This is a genomic window from Mesorhizobium mediterraneum (genome assembly GCF_002284565.1).
Lineage (GTDB): Bacteria > Pseudomonadota > Alphaproteobacteria > Rhizobiales > Rhizobiaceae > Mesorhizobium > Mesorhizobium mediterraneum.
The window spans coordinates 82,815-99,527 of record NZ_NPKI01000002.1 but is presented as its reverse complement, the minus strand read 5'-3'; the positions used below and the strand labels follow the sequence as shown (position 1 = coordinate 99,527).

Below are 16,713 nucleotides of genomic sequence, written 5' to 3'. Positions count from 1 at the left end.
CCCGAAATAGACATTATGGTCTAAGCCTTTTGAAAGCGGACTTGTTCGGTTCTGGGAATGTGCATTGGACGTTCCGTTACTTTAGTCAACCAGTATATATTTCCGAATACATATGCCTGGGTTTGGGCGGCGCGGGAGCCTGCGTGCGGCTTGTGCAAGCCTGATCCGCCGTCGAGACGTGGCAGGTTGAAGCTGATCTCCCCGGGAGAGATCAGCCGCGTCATCCGCTCAGCTCCGTCGCCGCTCACTCCGCCGCCAGCTTGTCCTGCGTCTTGGTGTCGAAATCGCTGGCGTCGTGACGCTCGTGCAACTGCATCGCCGGCTCGCCGAAGGCGCGATTGACCATGCGCCCGCGCTGCACCGCGGGGCGCGCGTCGATCGCGTCGGCCCAGCGCTGCACGTGTCTGTAGTCCGCGACCGACAGGAACTCGCCGGCGTCATTGTACATGCGGCCCTTGGCCAGCCCGCCATACCAGGGCCACACGGCTATATCGGCAATCGTGTAGTCATCGCCGCCGAGATATTCGCTTTCAGCGAGGCGCCGGTCGAGCACGTCCATCTGGCGCTTGGTCTCCATGGCGAAGCGGTCGATGGCATATTCGATCTTTTCCGGCGCATAGGCGTAGAAATGGCCGAAGCCGCCGCCGAGATAGGGCGCCGAGCCCATCTGCCAGAACAACCATGACAGGGTTTCGGCGCGCGCCGGCTGCTCGGTCGGCAGGAATTCGCCGAATTTTTCGGCCAGATGCACCAGGATCGAGCCGGATTCGAAGACGCGGATCGGCTTTGGCCCGCTGCGATCCATCAGCGCCGGGATCTTGGAGTTAGGGTTGACCTCGACGAAGCCGCTGCCGAACTGATCACCGTCATTGATCCTGATCAGCCAGGCATCATATTCGGCGCCTTTGTGGCCGAGCGCCAAGAGTTCCTCCAGCATGATCGTCACCTTGACGCCGTTCGGCGTCGCCAGCGAATAGAGCTGCAGCGGATGCTTGCCGACCGGCAGCTCCTTGTCATGCGTCGGGCCCGCGATCGGCCGGTTGATGCTGGCGAAGGCGCCGCCATTTTCCTTGTTCCAGGTCCATACTTTCGGCGGTGTGTAGTCGTTCATCTCGGGAGGCCTTTGTTGGGAGCGGGGAGGGTCTTGGGGAGGATCAGCTTGCGCAATGAGAAAGGGAGCGAGGATGGGCAGATTCATCCGCACATAGATAAAGGTAGTGCTGGCAGCAGGAAGTTCAACTTGTGTTGAACTATTGTCGGTTCCGGGTGCCGGCCCACGTTCTCCCCCTTGGGAAGGGATCACGGATGCCCTTGCGCCTCGTCACGTGCGCCATACCTATAGAGGATATCGGGCCTTTGGCGGCCGCCATGAATATTGCCGGGATTGAGAGCATGACCATCGATACGATTTTGCGGTCCATCGTGGCGGTGCGCGCCTCGATCCCCGACGACGCCTTCACCGCGAATGCGCTGGGCACGAGCCGGGAGGGCAGCGGCGTGGTGATACGCGAGGACGGTCTGGTGCTCACCATCGGCTATCTCATCACCGAGGCGGAAGAAGTCTGGCTGACCGATCATAACGGGCGCGTGGTTCCCGCGGACGCGCTCGCCTACGACCAGGAATCGGGCTTCGGCCTGGTGCAGGCGCTGGCCCCGCTCGGCCTGCCCGCGGTGGCATTCGGCGACGCGGCCAAGGCGATGGCCGGCGATCCCGTGGTGCTCGCCGACGGCATCGGCCAGTCGGTCAGCGCGCACATCATCACCAAGCAGGAATTCGCCGGCTATTGGGAATATCTTCTGGACGAGGCGATCTTCACCGCGCCCGCCCATCCGTCATGGGGAGGTGCGGCACTCATCGGGCAGGACGGCAGACTGCTCGGCATCGGTTCGCTGCGCCTGCAGATGAGCCGCGCCGGCGAGATCGCCGATATCAACATGGTGGTGCCGATCGACCTTCTGCCGCCCATCCTCGACGATCTCCTGACACGCGGCCAGGTTTCCAAGCCACCGCGTCCCTGGCTCGGCGCCTTCTCCGCCGAAAGCAATGGCGAGGTGGTGGTGATGAGCGTCGCCGAAGGCAGCCCGGCCGCCGAAGCCGGCCTGCGCCAGGGCGACATCATCTCAGATGTGCGCGACGGCGAAGTCGACGGGCTCGCCGATTTCTATCGCAAGCTGTGGCAGAATCCGGCAGGCGCGGAGATCCCGCTGCGGGTGGTGCGCGACGGCCGCGAAACCTGGCTGCGCGTCAAGTCGGCCGACCGCAACAGCTTTCTCAAAAAACCGCAGCTGCAGTGAAGCAGTCAATACGGGTCACTGATGCATCCAAGACTGCTCAAGACGTTCCTCGCGGTTGCGCGGTGTCGAAACATCACCCGCGCCGCAGAGGAGATCCACCTCGCGCAATCGAGCGTGAGCGATCAGATCCAGACGCTTGAGACCGAGCTCGGCACGGTGCTGTTCACGCGGTCGAAGCAGGGCCTGCAGCTGACACCTGCGGGCGACACGCTGAAGCCCTATGCCGAGGACATTCTGATGCTCGTCGAACAGGCACGGGTGGCCGTGGAGGCGACTGCCGGACACGCCGCCGGATCGGTGACGATCGGCGCACTGGAGACGATCGCGTCGGCGAAGCTGGCGCAATGGCTCCCGGATTTCCAGGCCGCCCATCCCGACGTCGATCTTCGGCTGAAGGTCGCGGGCAGCGGTGATCTCGTGCGCAAGCTGGAAGATGGCGAGATCGACGTCGCCTTCTGCTTCGACAGGGACGGTTTCGAGAAGGTCGACGAACGCCTCGCCAGGCGGACTATTTCGGCGGAACCGCTGATCCTTATCGTTCCTCCTGAGGAGGCAGCGATGAGAGGCGATCTCACGGCGCTTGCCAGCATGCGCTTCGTCGTCACCGAAGCCGGATGCATCTATCGCCACCTGTTCGACAAGGCATTTGCCGAGGCAGGCATTGCATCGCCGAGGCTTGCCGCCGAAGTCGGTAGCATCGGCACGATCGCGCGCCTGGTGGCGGCTGGGGCCGGCCTTGGTCTTGTGCCGCGCCTGGCCGTGGTCGAGGCGCTCGATCGTGGCGAGGTCATCGAAATGCCTTGGCCGGGCCCGGTCCGCACGGCGTCGATTGCCATGATCTGGCGCCGCAGGCGGGTGCAGCCGCCAGCCTTGAAACTGCTGCTGGCGGCCGCTGGCGACAATTTCGCGCCGGTCAGACCAGCCGATGCCCGCCCTCGACATGCAGTGTCGTCCCTGTCGTGAAAGCGTTGCCCATCAAGAAGCAAATAGCGTCGGCGATGTCGTCGGGTTGTCCGACCCGCCCGACCGGCAGCCGCTCTGCCATCGCGTTCAGCGTGTCGTCCTTCTTGGCGCCGGCAACGAAGGTCCAGATCGGCGTGTCGACCCAGCCCGGCGAGACCGCGTTGACGCGGATGGGCGCCAGCTCGATGGCGAGCGCCCGCACGAGCCCCTCCAGCGCCGCATTGACCGCGGCGACGACCGAGCCCCGCGCCGCCGGCCGATAGGCCGCGATGCCTGATGTGAAGGTGATGGAGCCCGTGGCCGAAAGCATCGGCGCGCCATGTTTGGCCAGCAGTAGCGGCCCATAGAATTTGCTTTCCACCACCCTTTGCGCCGCCTTCAGCTCGAGCGCAGGCAACAGCTCATAGGCGCCTTCGATATCGGCTGCTGTGCTGACGATATGGTCGAGCCGGCCGATCCGCCTGAACAAAACGGCGACCTGATCCTCCCGGGTGATGTCGACCGCGACCGTGTCCAGCGCGGCGGGGTTGCCCAGTTGCTCGCGGCCGCGCTTCAGCCTGTCCTCGTTGCGCCCGGCAATTATGACCTCGGCGCCAGCCTCGAGACACTGCCTTGCCAGCGCCAGACCCATCCCCGAACTGCCGCCGACGACCAGAACTTTCCTGTTTGCCATATCCGCCATCCTTTGCTTCCACAGACGATCACTTGGTCAGGGAAGTCGCAGGTCTGGGCTCGAAGCGGAAACGGAAGAAAACGATAGTGCTATCGGAAAATCCGATGGTGCGGCGTGCCTCACTCGCCGCAGGCGCTGAAGCCTATTCCGGGGCTCCACTCCGAAAAGGCAATGACCTTGCCTTCCACCGCCACGGTCTTCTGCATTGTGGTGCCATCGGGCTGCATCTTGCTGCTTTTGCCGTTGCCGGTCAAAACATTGTAGACGCAGTCGCTTGCGACGTTGTCCTCAAGATAGTCGTGATAGTCATAGGCAAAGCCGGCGACGATGAAGGCATCATTGCGGTAGGCGAGCGTCAGCGTCGTGTTGGTCCGTTTGCTGCCGACCGGCATTGCCGGCAGGTATAGTTTGATCGAGCCGTTCGGCAGTGCGGTCAGCTCCGGCTCGGTGTCGGAAGCCCCGTAGCCCGGCCGGTCGTAACCGTTCCACTCCCCGTAGATCTGCTCACGCACGATACCGGCAGGTTTGAGAAAATTGGCCTCGCGGTCCCTAAGGAAGAAATACATGTCCATCGGGTCGCCGGGCTTGGTCTCGACGATCATCACCAGATCGACGGCGCCGTCGCCGTTCCAGTCGCCGGTCAGCGCGGTGATGATCTTCTGGGTTTCGATCGGTTCCGCCATGGCCATGGTTGGCACCAGCAGCATCAGGCCGAACAGCATCGCTCGCATGGCAATATATCCCCCAGTTGAAGCCCGCCGTTTCCAGAGCCGGGCCATGGCCGGTTCTGGACACAAGATTACTACATCACGATGGGAAGAACCGCCATGGGCGCCGATGGACGCGTGATGCGTGGGGAGACGGGCGTCAGCGACGTCGGCGGGACAGCGCCCCCCTCTGTCCTGCCGGACATCTCCCCCACAAGGAGGGAGATTGGCTGTCACTTCGGCTTTCGCCAATCACCAGCGCTGGAAGGCGGGCGGGACGGTGAGGCTGCCAATCTCCCCCCAAGTGGGGGAGATGTCCGGCAGGACAGAGGGGGGCGCGAAGGAACGCGGCCCCTGCGCAAAAGTAGCCGGCGGCCCCGGCTCGTCACACCCGGCCCGATTTCCCATCCTCGCCAAAAATCCCGATCACCCAGTCGATAAACACCCGCACGCGCGGCGCAAGCTGGCGGTTTTGCGGATACAGCGCCGACAGCGGCGTCGGCGACGGCGGATAGTCCGGCAGCACCTCGACCAGCGTGCCGCGCGCGAAATCGCCGGCGAAGCGGTAGTGCGGCGCCTGCACAAGGCCGAAGCCGAGGCGGGCGAGTTCCGCCATCGTGTCGGAGCCGTTGACCGTCACCCGGCTCGGCAGCGTGATGGTGCGCCGCTCGCCCGCAACCGTGAATTCAAGCGGCATCACCTCGCCGGTTCGCGACGAGCGGAAGCCGACCATCGCATGGCCTCCGAGATCGTCGGGTGTGGCCGGCACGCCGTGCCTCTCCAGGTAGGCCGGACTGGCGCAGGTGACTTCGCGCAGCGTCGCCACTCTCCGCACGATCATGCCGCTGTCGGCCTGTTCGCCGGAGCGCAGCACGCAATCGACGCCTTCGCGCACCAGGTCGACCAGCCGGTCGCCGTCGCCGATATGCAGGTCGATCCGGGGATAACGATCGAGGAATTCGGCGAGCCGCGGCAGGATGAAATGACGGGCCATGAAGCCGTGCACGTCGATCCTGAGCAACCCTTGCGGCTGCGCCGCCTGGAAGCCGGCCTCGGCATCCTCAATATCGGCCAGGATGGCGAGGCAGCGCTGGTAATAGGCCTGGCCGTCGAGGGTAGGGGCGACGTGGCGTGTGGTGCGCTCGAGAAGCCTGACGCCTAGCCGCGCCTCCAGCTCCTTGATCGCCTCGGTGGCGGTCGATCGCGACATCGAGAGATCGGCCGCCGCCGCGGTGAAGCTGCCGCGCTCGATCACACGAGATAGAAGGCGCATCCGGTCGAGACTGTCCATCGCTATTGTTCGCCACATCCGAATGGTGTTGGCAAGACCCGAGCAATTATCCCGGCAAATTTATCACCTACCTTCAGTCCACAAGAATTGGAGATCTGACATGGCTACACAAAATGGAAGAGCGGCGCTGGTGACCGGCGCCTCGAAGGGAATCGGTGCCGAAATCGCCAGGCGGCTGGCGCTCGACGGCTTTTCGGTCGTCGTCAATTACGCCAGAGGCGCTGAAGCCGCCGACAGCGTGGTGCGCGAGATCGAGGCGGCGGGCGGCGTGGCAATCGCCGTCCAGGCCGATGTCGGCGATCCCAAGGGCGTGGTGCGTTTGTTCGACGCTGGCGAGCAGGCCTTCGGCGGGCTCGACGTGCTGGTCAACAATGCCGGGATCATGAAACTTGCGCCGCTCGCTGGGATGGACGACGCGGATTTCGACCGGCAGATCGCGGTGAACCTCGGCGGCGTGTTTCGCGGCATGCGCGAAGGCGCCAGGCGGCTTCGCGACGGCGGCCGCATCATCAGCCTCTCGTCCAGCGTCGTCGGGCTCTACCAGCCGAGCTACGGCGTCTATGCCGCGACCAAGGCCGGCGTCGAGGCGATGACGCATGTGCTGGCTAGGGAGCTTGGGACGCGCGGCATCACCGTCAATGTCGTGGCGCCGGGGCCGGTGGCGACCGAGCTGTTCCTCGACGGCAAGTCCGAGGCGCTGGTCGAGACGATCACCAAGATGATCCCGCTCGGTCGGCTCGGCCAGCCCGCCGACATCGCCGGCGTCGTGTCGTTCCTTGCCGGTCCGGACGGCGGCTGGGTCAACGGCCAGGTGCTGCGCGCCAACGGCGGCACGATTTGACTCCCTCCAATCACTACAAAGGAACCGACATCATGCCGTTCGCGAATTTCAAGGTGCCTGAGCGCGCTCTGTCCGCCGGGCAGAAGGAAGACCTCGTTCACAAGACCACCGCTTTGTTCGTCGAGCTGTTCGGCGAAGGCGTGCGCCCCTACACGATGGTGCTGATCGAGGAGGTCGCCGATGGCGGCTACGGCCGCGCCGACGAGGTGTTCACGATTCCTGGGGATTAGCGGGCGGTATCTTGAGCTGTCGGTGACGCTGCCGATCTCCCCCCTCGTGGGGGAGATGCCCGGCAGGGCAGAGGGGGCGCGACGGATCGCCAGCGTCCCGTTTCCTCATGTCCACCCGAGAATTAACATGGGGCAGTTGCAAAGAGTTGAAGGTGGGCAGGACAGCGCCCCCCTCTGTCCTGCCGGACATCTCCCCCACACGGGGGGAGATTGGCAGCTTCGCTGTCCCGCCAGCCTTGCAACGGTGGCTGCTTCATCAGATGAAGGCGGGGCAGCAAGGAGGAATTGATGACGACCTCTAAAAAGCGGACCCTCTGATGGCGCCGGTCAAGGTCGATCCCGCCAAGGTGCACGAATTCAGCGATGCCGCCAGCTTCTATGCCTGGCTCGGCCAACACCACGAGACCGAGACAGAAGTCTGGATCAAGATCCACAAGGTCGGTTCGAGGCTGGCCTCGATCACGCCCAAGGAGGCCATCGATGTCGTGCTGTGCTGGGGCTGGATCGACGCCGTGCGCAAGGGGCTCGACGACAAGAGCTATTTGCAGCGCTACACGCCGCGCGGCAGGAAGAGCACCTGGAGCCAGATCAACGTCGACAACATCGCCCGGCTGATTGAGGAGGGGCGGATGACCGAGCATGGGCTGAGGCAGGTCGAGGCGGCGAAGGCCGACGGGCGCTGGGCGCGCGCCTATGGAAGCGGCAAGGACATGAAAATCCCCGACGATTTGTACGCGGCAATAGACTCCGAGCCCAAAGCCAAGGCGATGCTGGCAACGCTCAGCGCGCAGAATCGTTTCGCGCTCGCCTTCCGCATCCACAACATGAAGACCGAAGCCGGGCGCAAAAAGAAGATCGCGGCGTTTGTCGAGATGCTGAAGCGCGGCGAAACGATTTATCCGCAAGGGAAGAAGTGACGCCTGGTGGCCGAGCCGTCGCGGCTGGCTGCGATGGCGGATCGTCCGTACGCTCAACGTCCGATGAACGCGGCACTGATGCCTGCGGCTGGCCTTGAAACCATGTCAGGCTCCTCCATCTAGTTCGCAATAGCGCGCAACTTTCCGAGGAAGCGCCAGGAGTTGCTGGCCTCCGACAAACCAGAGTGGCCGCCCGTTGGTTTTTGGCGGGCAGCCTTAACAATCGAGCGTCTTCCTCGTTGTCGGACGAAGGGAGATCAAAATGGCAAAGGTCGTTTGCGTCCTCTATGACGATCCCGTCGACGGTTATCCGTCAAACTATGCGCGGGATGGGCTGCCGAAGCTCGACCGCTATCCCGGCGGCCAGACGCTTCCCACGCCGAAGGCCATCGACTTCGAACCGGGCGTCCTGCTCGGCAGCGTGTCGGGCGAGCTCGGCCTGAGGCCATTTCTCGAAAGCGCCGGGCACAGCCTGGTCGTGACCTCGGACAAGGACGGTTCCGACAGCGTGTTCGAACGCGAGCTCGGTGATGCCGAAATCGTCATCTCGCAGCCGTTCTGGCCGGCCTATCTGACCAAGGAACGAATAGCCAAGGCAAATCAACTGAAGCTTGCGATTACCGCGGGCATCGGATCCGACCATGTCGATCTGCAGGCCGCGATGGACCGCGGCATCACCGTCGCCGAGGTGACCTACTGCAACTCGATCAGCGTGTCCGAGCATGTGGTGATGATGATCCTGGCGCTGGTGCGAAACTATATCCCGTCCTACCAGTGGGTCATCCAGGGCGGCTGGAATATCGCCGACTGTGTGGCGCGCTCCTACGATGTCGAGGGGATGCAGATCGGAACCGTCGGCGCCGGCCGGATCGGCAGCGCGGTGCTGCGCCGGCTGCGGCCGTTCGACGTCAAGCTGCACTACACCGACCGCCACCGCCTGCCCGAGGCGGTCGAGAAGGACCTTGGCGTCACCTTCCACCCGGACGCCGCAGCCATGGTCGGCCTCTGCGACGTGGTGACGATCAATGCCCCCCTGCATCCGGAGACGGAGAACCTGTTCGACGAGGCGATGATCGCCAGGATGAAACGCGGCGCCTATCTGGTGAACACCGCACGCGGCAAGATCTGCAATCGCAACGCCGTCGCCCGTGCGCTGGAGAGCGGCCAGCTCGCGGGCTACGCCGGCGATGTCTGGTTCCCGCAGCCGGCCCCCAAGGACCATCCATGGCGATCGATGCCGTATCACGGCATGACGCCGCATATTTCGGGATCGTCGCTCTCGGCGCAGGCGCGCTATGCCGCAGGCACGCGCGAAATCCTGGAATGCTGGTTCGAAAGCCGGCCGATCCGCGAGGACTACCTGATCGTCGATGGCGGCAAGCTGGCCGGTGCCGGCGCGCATTCCTATAGCGCGGGCGACGCCACAAGCGGTTCGGAAGAGGCGGCGCGCTTCAAGGCCAAGGCGTGAGCCAACAGGGCCTGATCCAGGCGGGATCAGGTCTCCGCAGGGGTCGAATGCGGCAGTTCGCGGGTATCGTGTAGGCGATGGGCCGGATGGCCTCCGCATCCCTCGTTGCATCGACCGGCGGGGCCAAAGAAACTGCCAGCCGTGATGTCTCCGAGGGGCCCCTTCGCCCGCTCTTTGCACAGTAACGGTTTCTTCTCTGATTTCGCTGCACATTGGCCGCGACGGAGCGGGCGAAGTCCAGGGCATGGCCGACAGGAAGAATCGCAACGGAGAGTTCTGGGAGCTGGCGCTCGAACGCGCGCATCTTGGCGTCTGGGACTGGGATCTCGCGAGCGGCGACTGTTTCTATTCGGCAATGTGGTTGCAGATGCTTGGCTATGGCGAGGGTGAGCTTGTCGAGACAAGCGATCTCTGGTTGCAGCTGACGCATCCCGACGATCGCGAGCGGGCGGTGGCCAGCGGTGAACGCCACATTGCCGGCCAGACCGATTCCATCGAGACCGAGCTCAGGCTGAAGCACAAATCCGGCCACTGGGTATGGGTACTCGATCGCGGCGGGGTGGTCGAGCGCGATGCCGGAGGCCGGCCGGTCCGGCTGATGGGCGTCCAGACCGACATCACCAAGCAGAAGCAAGCGGAACACGAGCTTGAACAGGTGAATGTGCGCTTTCGGCTGGCATTGGCCGCCAGCGGCACCGGCATCTGGCATCACGACCTCGCCGCACGCAAAAGCTACTGGGACGAGCGCACCAGGGAAATCTTCGGGCTTGTCGCCGACACCGACGAGGTGTCGAGCGACCTCTGGCACAGCTATCTGCATCCGGACGACAGGGACTACGCCGAGCGGGCGCATAAGGTGCCGCTGCAAACCCAGAAGGTCGTTGCCGTGCAATACCGCATCATCAAGCGGGACGGCGAGGTCCGACATATAGAATCGCTGATACGGTTCATCGCCGACGCTCAATCGTCGGGTCAGATCCTGGGCACGGTGCGCGACATCACCGAGGCCAAGCAACGCGAGCAGGAGCTTGCCCACGCGGCCGATCACGACGCGCTGACCGGCCTTTTGAACCGCGCCGCATTCGACCGGCTGCTGGCCCAGCATATCGCAACGGCGCGCCCGCTCGCGGTCTTCTACGTCGATCTCGACTACTTCAAGGCCTTGAACGACTTCGCCGGCCACGCCGCCGGCGACCTCGCGCTGAAGAGCGTCGCCGAGGGCATTCTGGGCTGCCTGCCGCCGTCGGTGCATGCCGCGCGCCTCGGCGGCGACGAGTTCGCGCTGCTGGTGCCTGATTGCGACGCAGCCCAAGCCGAGCGTATCGCCGGCGCCGTTCTCGCTGCGATTCGCGACGCCGATCTCGGCTCGACGGCGACGTCGCGCAAGCTCGCGGCCAGCATCGGCATCGCCTTTATCGCCGATGCGAATACCGCGGTGGCCGACGCGCTCGCCTGCGCCGACGACGCCTGCTATGCGGCCAAAGCTGCCGGGCGCAATCGCTTCGCGGTGTTCTCCCCTGAGACAACATCCGGTTCCGGCGGCCTCAATGCGGCACGGCTGGCGGCCGACACCGTCGATGCCATGGAGGACGGAAGGCTGAAACTGTTCGGCCAGGAAATCCATCAGCTCGGAAAACCCTGGGATGAGAACCGCCATGTCGAGGTCCTTGCGCGGCTCGTCGGGCGCAACGGGCGGCTGATTCCACCGGACGAGTTCATCCCGGCGGCGGAGCGGTTCGGCATCGCCTCGCGGCTCGACCGCTGGATCATCAGGACGGCGCTCTCGCTTCATGGTCCGGCGCTGAAGTCAGGGGCGCTGACGCTCGGCTTCAACCTGTCGGCGCAGACGCTGAGCGACCCGCAGCTTTGGGATTTCGTCGACGCCGTCATCGATGAGACCGGGGCGCCGCATTCCGGCATCGGCTTCGAGATCACGGAGACCGCCGCGGTCACCAATTTCACTGCTGCCGAACAGTTCGTCCGCAAGGCGCGCGAGCGGCGCTGCCGCGTCAGCCTCGACGATTTCGGGGCGGGCATGAGCTCGTTCGAATATCTCCGGCGCTTTCCCGTCGATGCGATCAAGATCGACGGGTCCTTCATCGAGCATATTGCGGAGAGCCGCTTCGACCGCGAAATCGTCTCGGCCATATCGGGCATCGCCAAAAGCCTCGGCTGCTCCGTGGTGGCGGAGAAGATCGAAGAGCAGGACGCGCTCGACATCCTCAGGGATATGGGCGTTGCCTTCGGCCAGGGATTTCTGCTGCACCGGCCGGAGCCGCTGCAAGCGATCGTGGCACGGGCGAGCGCGCAAGCGGCTTTGCCGGTGGGACGGCAAGCCTAGCTAGGCTGATAGGCCGTTCAGGTTGCCGAACAGGTTTAGCTGTCCGGCAGCGTTCAAGGACGCAGCCAATTCGTTCTCGTCAATGCTGGGCGTGTTCATCGTGGCGCTTGAGGAGCGGCTGCCTTCCTGGCCGATGCCTTGCCGCCTACTGCACCGCCTCGTGGGACTAATTCTTCCGCTTGGCGGTGGATGGCATCGTCGTGCTCACCCAGCCTTGAGCCTCGCGCATGATCTTCAGCGCTTCATCCCGCGTCAGGCCGCATCTCCTGGCAAAATAGGTCGCCTCATAGGCTTCCGCCGAAGAGACCGCGGAAATGCTGGACGGTTCCAGTTTTGACTTCTTCTTGGCCATGCCGGTTCGCCGACTGTGAATCGATTAGTCAGCTAATATAGCACCTTTGTTTGTCAAGGCAAAATCCCGGGCAAATGGCGAGCGGGCAAGTGGGCGAGATTCGCCTGCCGTGCCAATACGCCATCCGTAGCCAAAGGCAGCGTTCCACGGGGAGGGAGGTTTATCCTGCTGTGCGGCGCAACCATCAGGAGGCCTGGCTCTGCCGGGCATAGATGGCGTCTGTCTCGGAGGCTGTCTCGTTCAAGAGGCGGCAGAGCGAAACCGCCTCATCGTGACACAGGCCGATCAGCGCAAGCGCCGAAAACTGGGCCGGCAGATTGAGCATGGCATCCCACACCATCCATCGGCCGTTTGGCTCCATGACGCATTCAAAGCGCAATGCACGGTTTGACATCCGACCCTCCCAACGATTCCCCGCTGGGTGGTACCGCGTCAAAGTAAACGAGTTATTGAAACCTGGCGTTGAATCCGGTCGATAGCGCCGGCAGGCCGGAAACAAGCGGCATGGTCAAGCCGCGGTGATGATCCAGGTCGACGCCGCCGGGTACAGATCAGGCATTGCGGCTCGCCATATGCGCATCGAGCTTCTTCCTCGAAGGCCCGTACCGTTTGATGATCGTCGCGGCCTCGCTCGGCGGTATGCCGTATTTCTTGGCAAAGGCGGCGACTTCGTAAGGCTGCTCGCTGGAAGCCAGCTTGCGATCCTGCTTGGTCTTGGATTTGTCGTCGGCCATGTCGTCCTCCGTCACATGTGGTCTTTATAGGGCTCCTTGGTCCGACCGACCATCCTTGTCCGTTGGGAAAAGGACGGCACGCCGGCCTCGTCCTGGCATTGTTGGCGCGTTGCAGCGATCTGATCGGATCAAGACTGATCGGCTGCCCGGCACGGGCGGTCCGATGCTGGTTCCCGCTCATGGGCTCGAACCACGATTCACGCCTTCAAAGGGCGCTGTCCTACCATTAGACGAAGCGGGAATAGAGGAAGTGGACGCTGTCTAGCACTTTCTCATCCGCGCATGAAGCCGCTTCATGCAGTCATCTGCTTGAGCATGTGAGACACTGCCTTTTCAGCAGGGCCTTGTAGAGATAGGAGCAATCGCCGTGATTAAAACCGACCTCCGCGACGTCTACCGAGACTACATTGCCTGCCTGAATAAGCAGGACTGGCCGAAGCTGGGACAGTTCGTCGATGATGAGGTGATCCACAACGGCCGGCGGCTCGGCTTGTCAGGTTATCGCGAAATGCTGGAGAGAGACTTTGATGAAATTCCGGACCTTTATTTCAATGTCCAGATGCTGATTTCCGATCCGCCTTATATAGCGAGCCGACTAGGTTTCGACTGCACGCCGAAAGGAACGTTCCTTGGTCTCCCTGTAGGTGGGAGGAGAGTTTCCTTCGCCGAGAACGTGATCTATGAACTTCGCGACGAAAAGATCGTACAAGTATGGTCTGTCATAGACAAGGCGGCCATCGAAGCTCAGCTTTAGCGCGAGAGGTTATCGCGTGTATAGTCTCAAGGCAGTCTTAACCTTGCTGGATTAATGGCCCTGAGCCTAGACGCGGGTTATCGCGAACAGCCATGCCAAAAGTTCCAGCAACAATAGAAACAGGGCAAGCTGTAGCGACATGCGCAGGCGTTGAATGATCCGCCAATTGTTGGCCATGTCGGTTTTAATGCGGAGCGCAAGCGCGCGGTGCATCACATCCATGGATCCGGAAGGGTTTTGATCGACAAAGTCCTGGAGCAACTGCTCTGGATCGAAGCGGAACGTATAGGCGTAGTAGGGCCACAACATGATGACGACCAGCAGCCCGATCAGAAAAAGCAGCGCCAGCGCCAGCCAGTCCCACGGCCCGAGCCCATCCAAGAGAGCTCTGCCGCCGAGGAGAGAACTCACGAACGCGGTTGCAAAGATCAGATTGCCAGCGCGCGTATTGAGGCTCTCCACCACGTTCTGCTGGTGTTGGAGCCCACGCACCGCCTCCGCATAAACAAAGGCCAGACGAGGGTCAGGTGCCGCAGCGGGCTGGGAATGGCTTTCTCCCGCTGATGAAGGATGCTCGGGCATGAGTGCCGTCCCGCGTTCCGATATGAACAACGATATGAACAATGGCAGCTGCCTGTCTACCGCCCATCAAGTCTACCGGGTGTCAAGTCTATCGCCTGTCAGGACCGCCGGCCTTGACGCCTGAACACTTTGCCCCAGATTACCCGGCGGAGTTTCAGATATGCGATACGACTGGCAGGGGCCGCCCAGATTCCTGGAACGGCATTTCGGCATTGTTATTGCAATTGGCCTGGTCGCAGGGCTGTCGGTCCTGGCCGCGCTGGGCTACACGCCTTAAAGTCTCGGATTCGGCGCCCAAATCCCTAATGTAAGCGAAAAGTAACGGTGCGACGCAACCAGACGGTCGCCACGTGCATTTCAATGCATGACGACGATGTTTCGCCCCGATATCCCGGCAAAATGCTGCGCATATTGCGGCGGGCGCGACCATGGCTACGAGGACTGCCCGAAGCGGAAAGCCGACGCCGAACAGCAGAAGGAGCCGGACGTCGATCCAGCCCCAAGCCCGGCACGGCGAATGGACAAGCCCGACAAAACCGCAGCCTGAACCATCCAAATCGCGTGAAACCCCAGCCTCTGTCGGCCCACTATCGCTTCTGCGTATGCCCAACGGCATTGGCGAAAGAAATGCCACCCTTGATCTCGCGCATGGCCATCGAGGTGATCGTCCGGCGCACGCCGGGCAGGCGGCTGAGCTCGACGCGCAGCATCCTGTCCAGCGCCATCATGTCGACCGTCACGATCTGCAGGAGATAGTCGGCTTCGCCTGTCGTGGCGTGACAGCGCCGGATCAGCGGATGTGCCTGGACTGCGGCCTCGAAGGCTTCGGAAAGCTCGAAATCGATCGACACCTGGATGAAGGCTTCGATGCCGAAGCCGAGCTTGGCCGGATCGATCCGCGTCGAGTAACCGCGGATGATGCCGGCGTCCTCCAGCGCCTTGACCCGCTTCCAGCACGGCGTCTTGCTCAAGCCGACCTCGTCGGCAAGCGCCGCGAAGGAGATTCGCGCGTCGCGTTCCAGCGCCGCGACGATCTTCCGATCGAGGGCATCCAGCATATATCGTTCTCCAAAATCTCTTCATTAACGGACGTTCGTCCTTCATTTCCTGCATTTGGATAACAAAAAGGAACAATGTTCAAGCCAAAAGCGCTTATCCTTCAAGCTCGGACCGAACAGATGCCCTGAGCCTATGGGCCGGGCAAAGGAGCAGCTGCCATGCACAAGCCGGACTATTATGCCCGCATCGAAGCGCCCGAAATGCGCGATTACGGCGTCTACCTCAGGTGCGACAAGCTTCTCGCCTGCCAGAAGCCGCTGGCCGAGATGGTCAATGCCGACGAGCTGCAGTTCCAGATCGTGCACCAGGTCGAGGAGCTGTGGATGAAGCTCATCACCTACACGCTGGTCGATGTCGTCGACTTCCTCGAGCAGCAGAACACCCACCGCATCGTCACGCTGATGGGGCGCGTGCATCGGCTGATGCGCATGATGACGGCGCAGCTCGACCTGCTCGAAACCATGTCGCCCAAGGAATACCAAGAGATTCGGCTGCAGCTCGGCAATGGCAGCGGCCAGGAATCACCGGGCTTCAAGCTCCTGCTGCGCATGCCGCCGGACCTGTGGCGGGCCTTCAAGGCGTCCTATCTCGATGGCCGCGGGCTCTCGGTCGAGGATGTCTATGACGCGAGATACGATCACGGCGACAGCTATGTCGTCGCCGAGGCGCTGATCGAATTCGATGAGCTGTTCCAGAAATTCCGCGCCAACCATCTCTACCTCATCCACCGCTCGATCGGGCTGGGCGCGAAATCGCTGAAGGGCCGGCCGGTCGAACTGCTTGAGGCCGGCGCCCGCCACCGCTTCTTCCCGGAGCTGTGGGACATACGCTGCGACATGACCGACCGCTGGGGCAGCCAGTATGGGACTGTGCGGGACTCGATCAGCCACCACGCGGCCGAGTAGATCCAGGAACCCAGTCTCGCGGCGGCCTGGCCACTTGCGCTGTCCCAGCCAAGGGTTCTCAGGGGACGATGTCGGGTTTGCGGCTGGTGTATCGTCCTTGGGGCGGAACCGTCGCAACCCTGGAGGACATCATGTCGTTGGAAACCGCTCATTCACCCGGTCAATCAGCGTGGCAAACCGCGGCAATTCTCATCGGCCGGCTGATCTTCGCGGCCGTCTTCCTCATGGCGGTGACTTTCAAATTCGCCGACATGGGCGGCACAGCGGGCTACATCGCCGCTGCCGGATTTCCGTTCCCGCTGTTTCTGGCCTGGTGCGCGGCCCTGCTCGAAGTCGTCCTCGTGCTGTGCTTCCTGACCGGTGCCTTCTTTTCACAGGCCGCTCTTGTCGCCGCCGCCTATGTGCTGTTCCTCGGCTTTGCCTTCCACGGGCCGTCGCACTGGGCCGGCAACCAAGCCGAGTTCGGCTTCTTCGTCGACCATTTCACCTTCCTGGCCGGGCTGCTGTTTGCTGCCGTCCATGGGCCGGGCCGCGTGCTGGCGCTGAAGCTTGGGTCTGCGAGCTGATCGCGAACCTTCGTTCGACCTGCCATCTTTGATGT

20 protein-coding genes and 1 tRNA gene are annotated in these 16,713 nt (G+C 62.9%); 11 read left to right on the top strand and 10 right to left on the bottom strand.

Translation table 11 applies throughout. The annotated features are described in order from the left end of the window. Positions 1 to 244: 244 nt before the first annotated feature. A complete protein-coding gene (gene yghU, locus CIT25_RS01020) occupies positions 245 to 1,111 on the bottom strand; it encodes a glutathione-dependent disulfide-bond oxidoreductase (RefSeq protein ID WP_095482716.1) in 867 nt (288 codons plus the stop codon). A gap of 281 nt (positions 1,112 to 1,392) precedes the next feature. On the opposite strand from yghU, the gene CIT25_RS01015 reads away from it, so the two are divergent. Continuing rightward, a complete protein-coding gene (locus CIT25_RS01015) occupies positions 1,393 to 2,295 on the top strand; it encodes a S1C family serine protease (protein ID WP_095482854.1) in 903 nt (300 codons plus the stop codon). A gap of 21 nt (positions 2,296 to 2,316) precedes the next feature. Continuing rightward, entirely contained in the window at positions 2,317 to 3,258 is a 942-nt protein-coding gene (locus CIT25_RS01010) for a LysR family transcriptional regulator (RefSeq protein ID WP_095482715.1), read from the top strand. Here CIT25_RS01010 and CIT25_RS01005 read toward each other — a convergent pair. From CIT25_RS01005 to CIT25_RS00990, 3 genes are all read right to left on the bottom strand, one after another. Then, positions 3,209 to 3,931, bottom strand: coding sequence for an SDR family oxidoreductase (locus tag CIT25_RS01005; RefSeq protein ID WP_425351721.1), 723 nt, complete (start codon positions 3,929 to 3,931; stop codon positions 3,209 to 3,211). The two genes, CIT25_RS01010 and CIT25_RS01005, sit on opposite strands and share 50 nt — an antisense overlap. Before the next feature lie 119 nt (positions 3,932 to 4,050). Next, a complete protein-coding gene (locus tag CIT25_RS01000; RefSeq protein ID WP_095482713.1) occupies positions 4,051 to 4,662 on the bottom strand; it encodes a hypothetical protein in 612 nt (203 codons plus the stop codon). A gap of 361 nt (positions 4,663 to 5,023) precedes the next feature. Beyond that, positions 5,024 to 5,929, bottom strand: a complete 906-nt coding sequence (locus CIT25_RS00990; RefSeq protein ID WP_095482712.1) for a LysR family transcriptional regulator — start codon at positions 5,927 to 5,929, stop codon at positions 5,024 to 5,026. A 100-nt stretch (positions 5,930 to 6,029) separates the two neighbouring features. Here CIT25_RS00990 and CIT25_RS00985 point away from each other — a divergent pair, with 100 nt between their 5' ends. The 5 genes from CIT25_RS00985 to CIT25_RS00965 all read left to right on the top strand — a co-directional run bounded on the left by CIT25_RS00985 (position 6,030) and on the right by CIT25_RS00965 (position 11,726). After that, complete coding sequence (locus CIT25_RS00985) at positions 6,030 to 6,770, top strand: SDR family oxidoreductase (RefSeq protein WP_095482711.1); 741 nt, start codon at positions 6,030 to 6,032, stop codon at positions 6,768 to 6,770. A 32-nt stretch (positions 6,771 to 6,802) separates the two neighbouring features. Continuing rightward, entirely contained in the window at positions 6,803 to 7,000 is a 198-nt protein-coding gene (locus CIT25_RS00980; protein ID WP_095482710.1) for a tautomerase family protein, read from the top strand. Positions 7,001 to 7,317: 317 nt separating this feature from the next. Further along, positions 7,318 to 7,917: a YdeI/OmpD-associated family protein gene (locus tag CIT25_RS00975; RefSeq protein ID WP_095482709.1), complete on the top strand. Its 600-nt coding sequence runs from the start codon at positions 7,318 to 7,320 to the stop codon at positions 7,915 to 7,917. 262 nt (positions 7,918 to 8,179) lie between these two features. Then, positions 8,180 to 9,385, top strand: a complete 1,206-nt coding sequence (locus CIT25_RS00970; protein WP_167391022.1) for an NAD-dependent formate dehydrogenase — start codon at positions 8,180 to 8,182, stop codon at positions 9,383 to 9,385. Positions 9,386 to 9,629: 244 nt separating this feature from the next. Then, entirely contained in the window at positions 9,630 to 11,726 is a 2,097-nt protein-coding gene (locus CIT25_RS00965) for an EAL domain-containing protein (RefSeq protein ID WP_095482707.1), read from the top strand. A 166-nt stretch (positions 11,727 to 11,892) separates the two neighbouring features. Here CIT25_RS00965 and CIT25_RS00960 read toward each other — a convergent pair whose 3' ends face one another. The 4 genes from CIT25_RS00960 to CIT25_RS00945 form a co-directional block, all read right to left on the bottom strand. Beyond that, the gene (locus CIT25_RS00960) at positions 11,893 to 12,078 is read right to left on the bottom strand and encodes a hypothetical protein (protein WP_095482706.1); all 186 of its coding nucleotides are present in this window, start codon (positions 12,076 to 12,078) and stop codon (positions 11,893 to 11,895) included. Positions 12,079 to 12,262: 184 nt separating this feature from the next. Then, positions 12,263 to 12,472, bottom strand: a complete 210-nt coding sequence (locus tag CIT25_RS00955) for a hypothetical protein (protein ID WP_095482705.1) — start codon at positions 12,470 to 12,472, stop codon at positions 12,263 to 12,265. Positions 12,473 to 12,629: 157 nt separating this feature from the next. Beyond that, a complete protein-coding gene (locus CIT25_RS00950; RefSeq protein ID WP_095482704.1) occupies positions 12,630 to 12,812 on the bottom strand; it encodes a DUF3606 domain-containing protein in 183 nt (60 codons plus the stop codon). A 167-nt stretch (positions 12,813 to 12,979) separates the two neighbouring features. Continuing rightward, a tRNA-Gln gene (locus tag CIT25_RS00945) sits at positions 12,980 to 13,053 on the bottom strand. Positions 13,054 to 13,179: 126 nt separating this feature from the next. Between CIT25_RS00945 and CIT25_RS00940 the strand changes: the two genes are divergently transcribed. After that, a complete protein-coding gene (locus CIT25_RS00940) occupies positions 13,180 to 13,566 on the top strand; it encodes an ester cyclase (protein ID WP_095482703.1) in 387 nt (128 codons plus the stop codon). Positions 13,567 to 13,632: 66 nt separating this feature from the next. Here CIT25_RS00940 and CIT25_RS00935 read toward each other — a convergent pair whose 3' ends face one another. Beyond that, positions 13,633 to 14,148: a hypothetical protein gene (locus CIT25_RS00935; RefSeq protein ID WP_095482702.1), complete on the bottom strand. Its 516-nt coding sequence runs from the start codon at positions 14,146 to 14,148 to the stop codon at positions 13,633 to 13,635. A gap of 364 nt (positions 14,149 to 14,512) precedes the next feature. Here CIT25_RS00935 and CIT25_RS00930 point away from each other — a divergent pair, with 364 nt between their 5' ends. Beyond that, positions 14,513 to 14,695 carry a hypothetical protein gene (locus tag CIT25_RS00930; RefSeq protein WP_095482701.1) on the top strand — a complete coding sequence of 61 codons (183 nt, stop codon included), beginning with the start codon at positions 14,513 to 14,515 and terminating at the stop codon, positions 14,693 to 14,695. 40 nt (positions 14,696 to 14,735) lie between these two features. On the opposite strand, the gene CIT25_RS00925 is transcribed toward CIT25_RS00930, so the two are convergent. Then, positions 14,736 to 15,206 carry an Lrp/AsnC family transcriptional regulator gene (locus CIT25_RS00925; protein ID WP_095482700.1) on the bottom strand — a complete coding sequence of 157 codons (471 nt, stop codon included), beginning with the start codon at positions 15,204 to 15,206 and terminating at the stop codon, positions 14,736 to 14,738. A gap of 159 nt (positions 15,207 to 15,365) precedes the next feature. Between CIT25_RS00925 and CIT25_RS00920 the strand changes: the two genes are divergently transcribed. Next, a complete protein-coding gene (locus CIT25_RS00920) occupies positions 15,366 to 16,112 on the top strand; it encodes a tryptophan 2,3-dioxygenase family protein (RefSeq protein WP_095482699.1) in 747 nt (248 codons plus the stop codon). 131 nt (positions 16,113 to 16,243) lie between these two features. Further along, a complete protein-coding gene (locus CIT25_RS00915) occupies positions 16,244 to 16,678 on the top strand; it encodes a DoxX family protein (RefSeq protein WP_095482853.1) in 435 nt (144 codons plus the stop codon). The last annotated feature ends 35 nt before the right edge of the window (positions 16,679 to 16,713 follow it).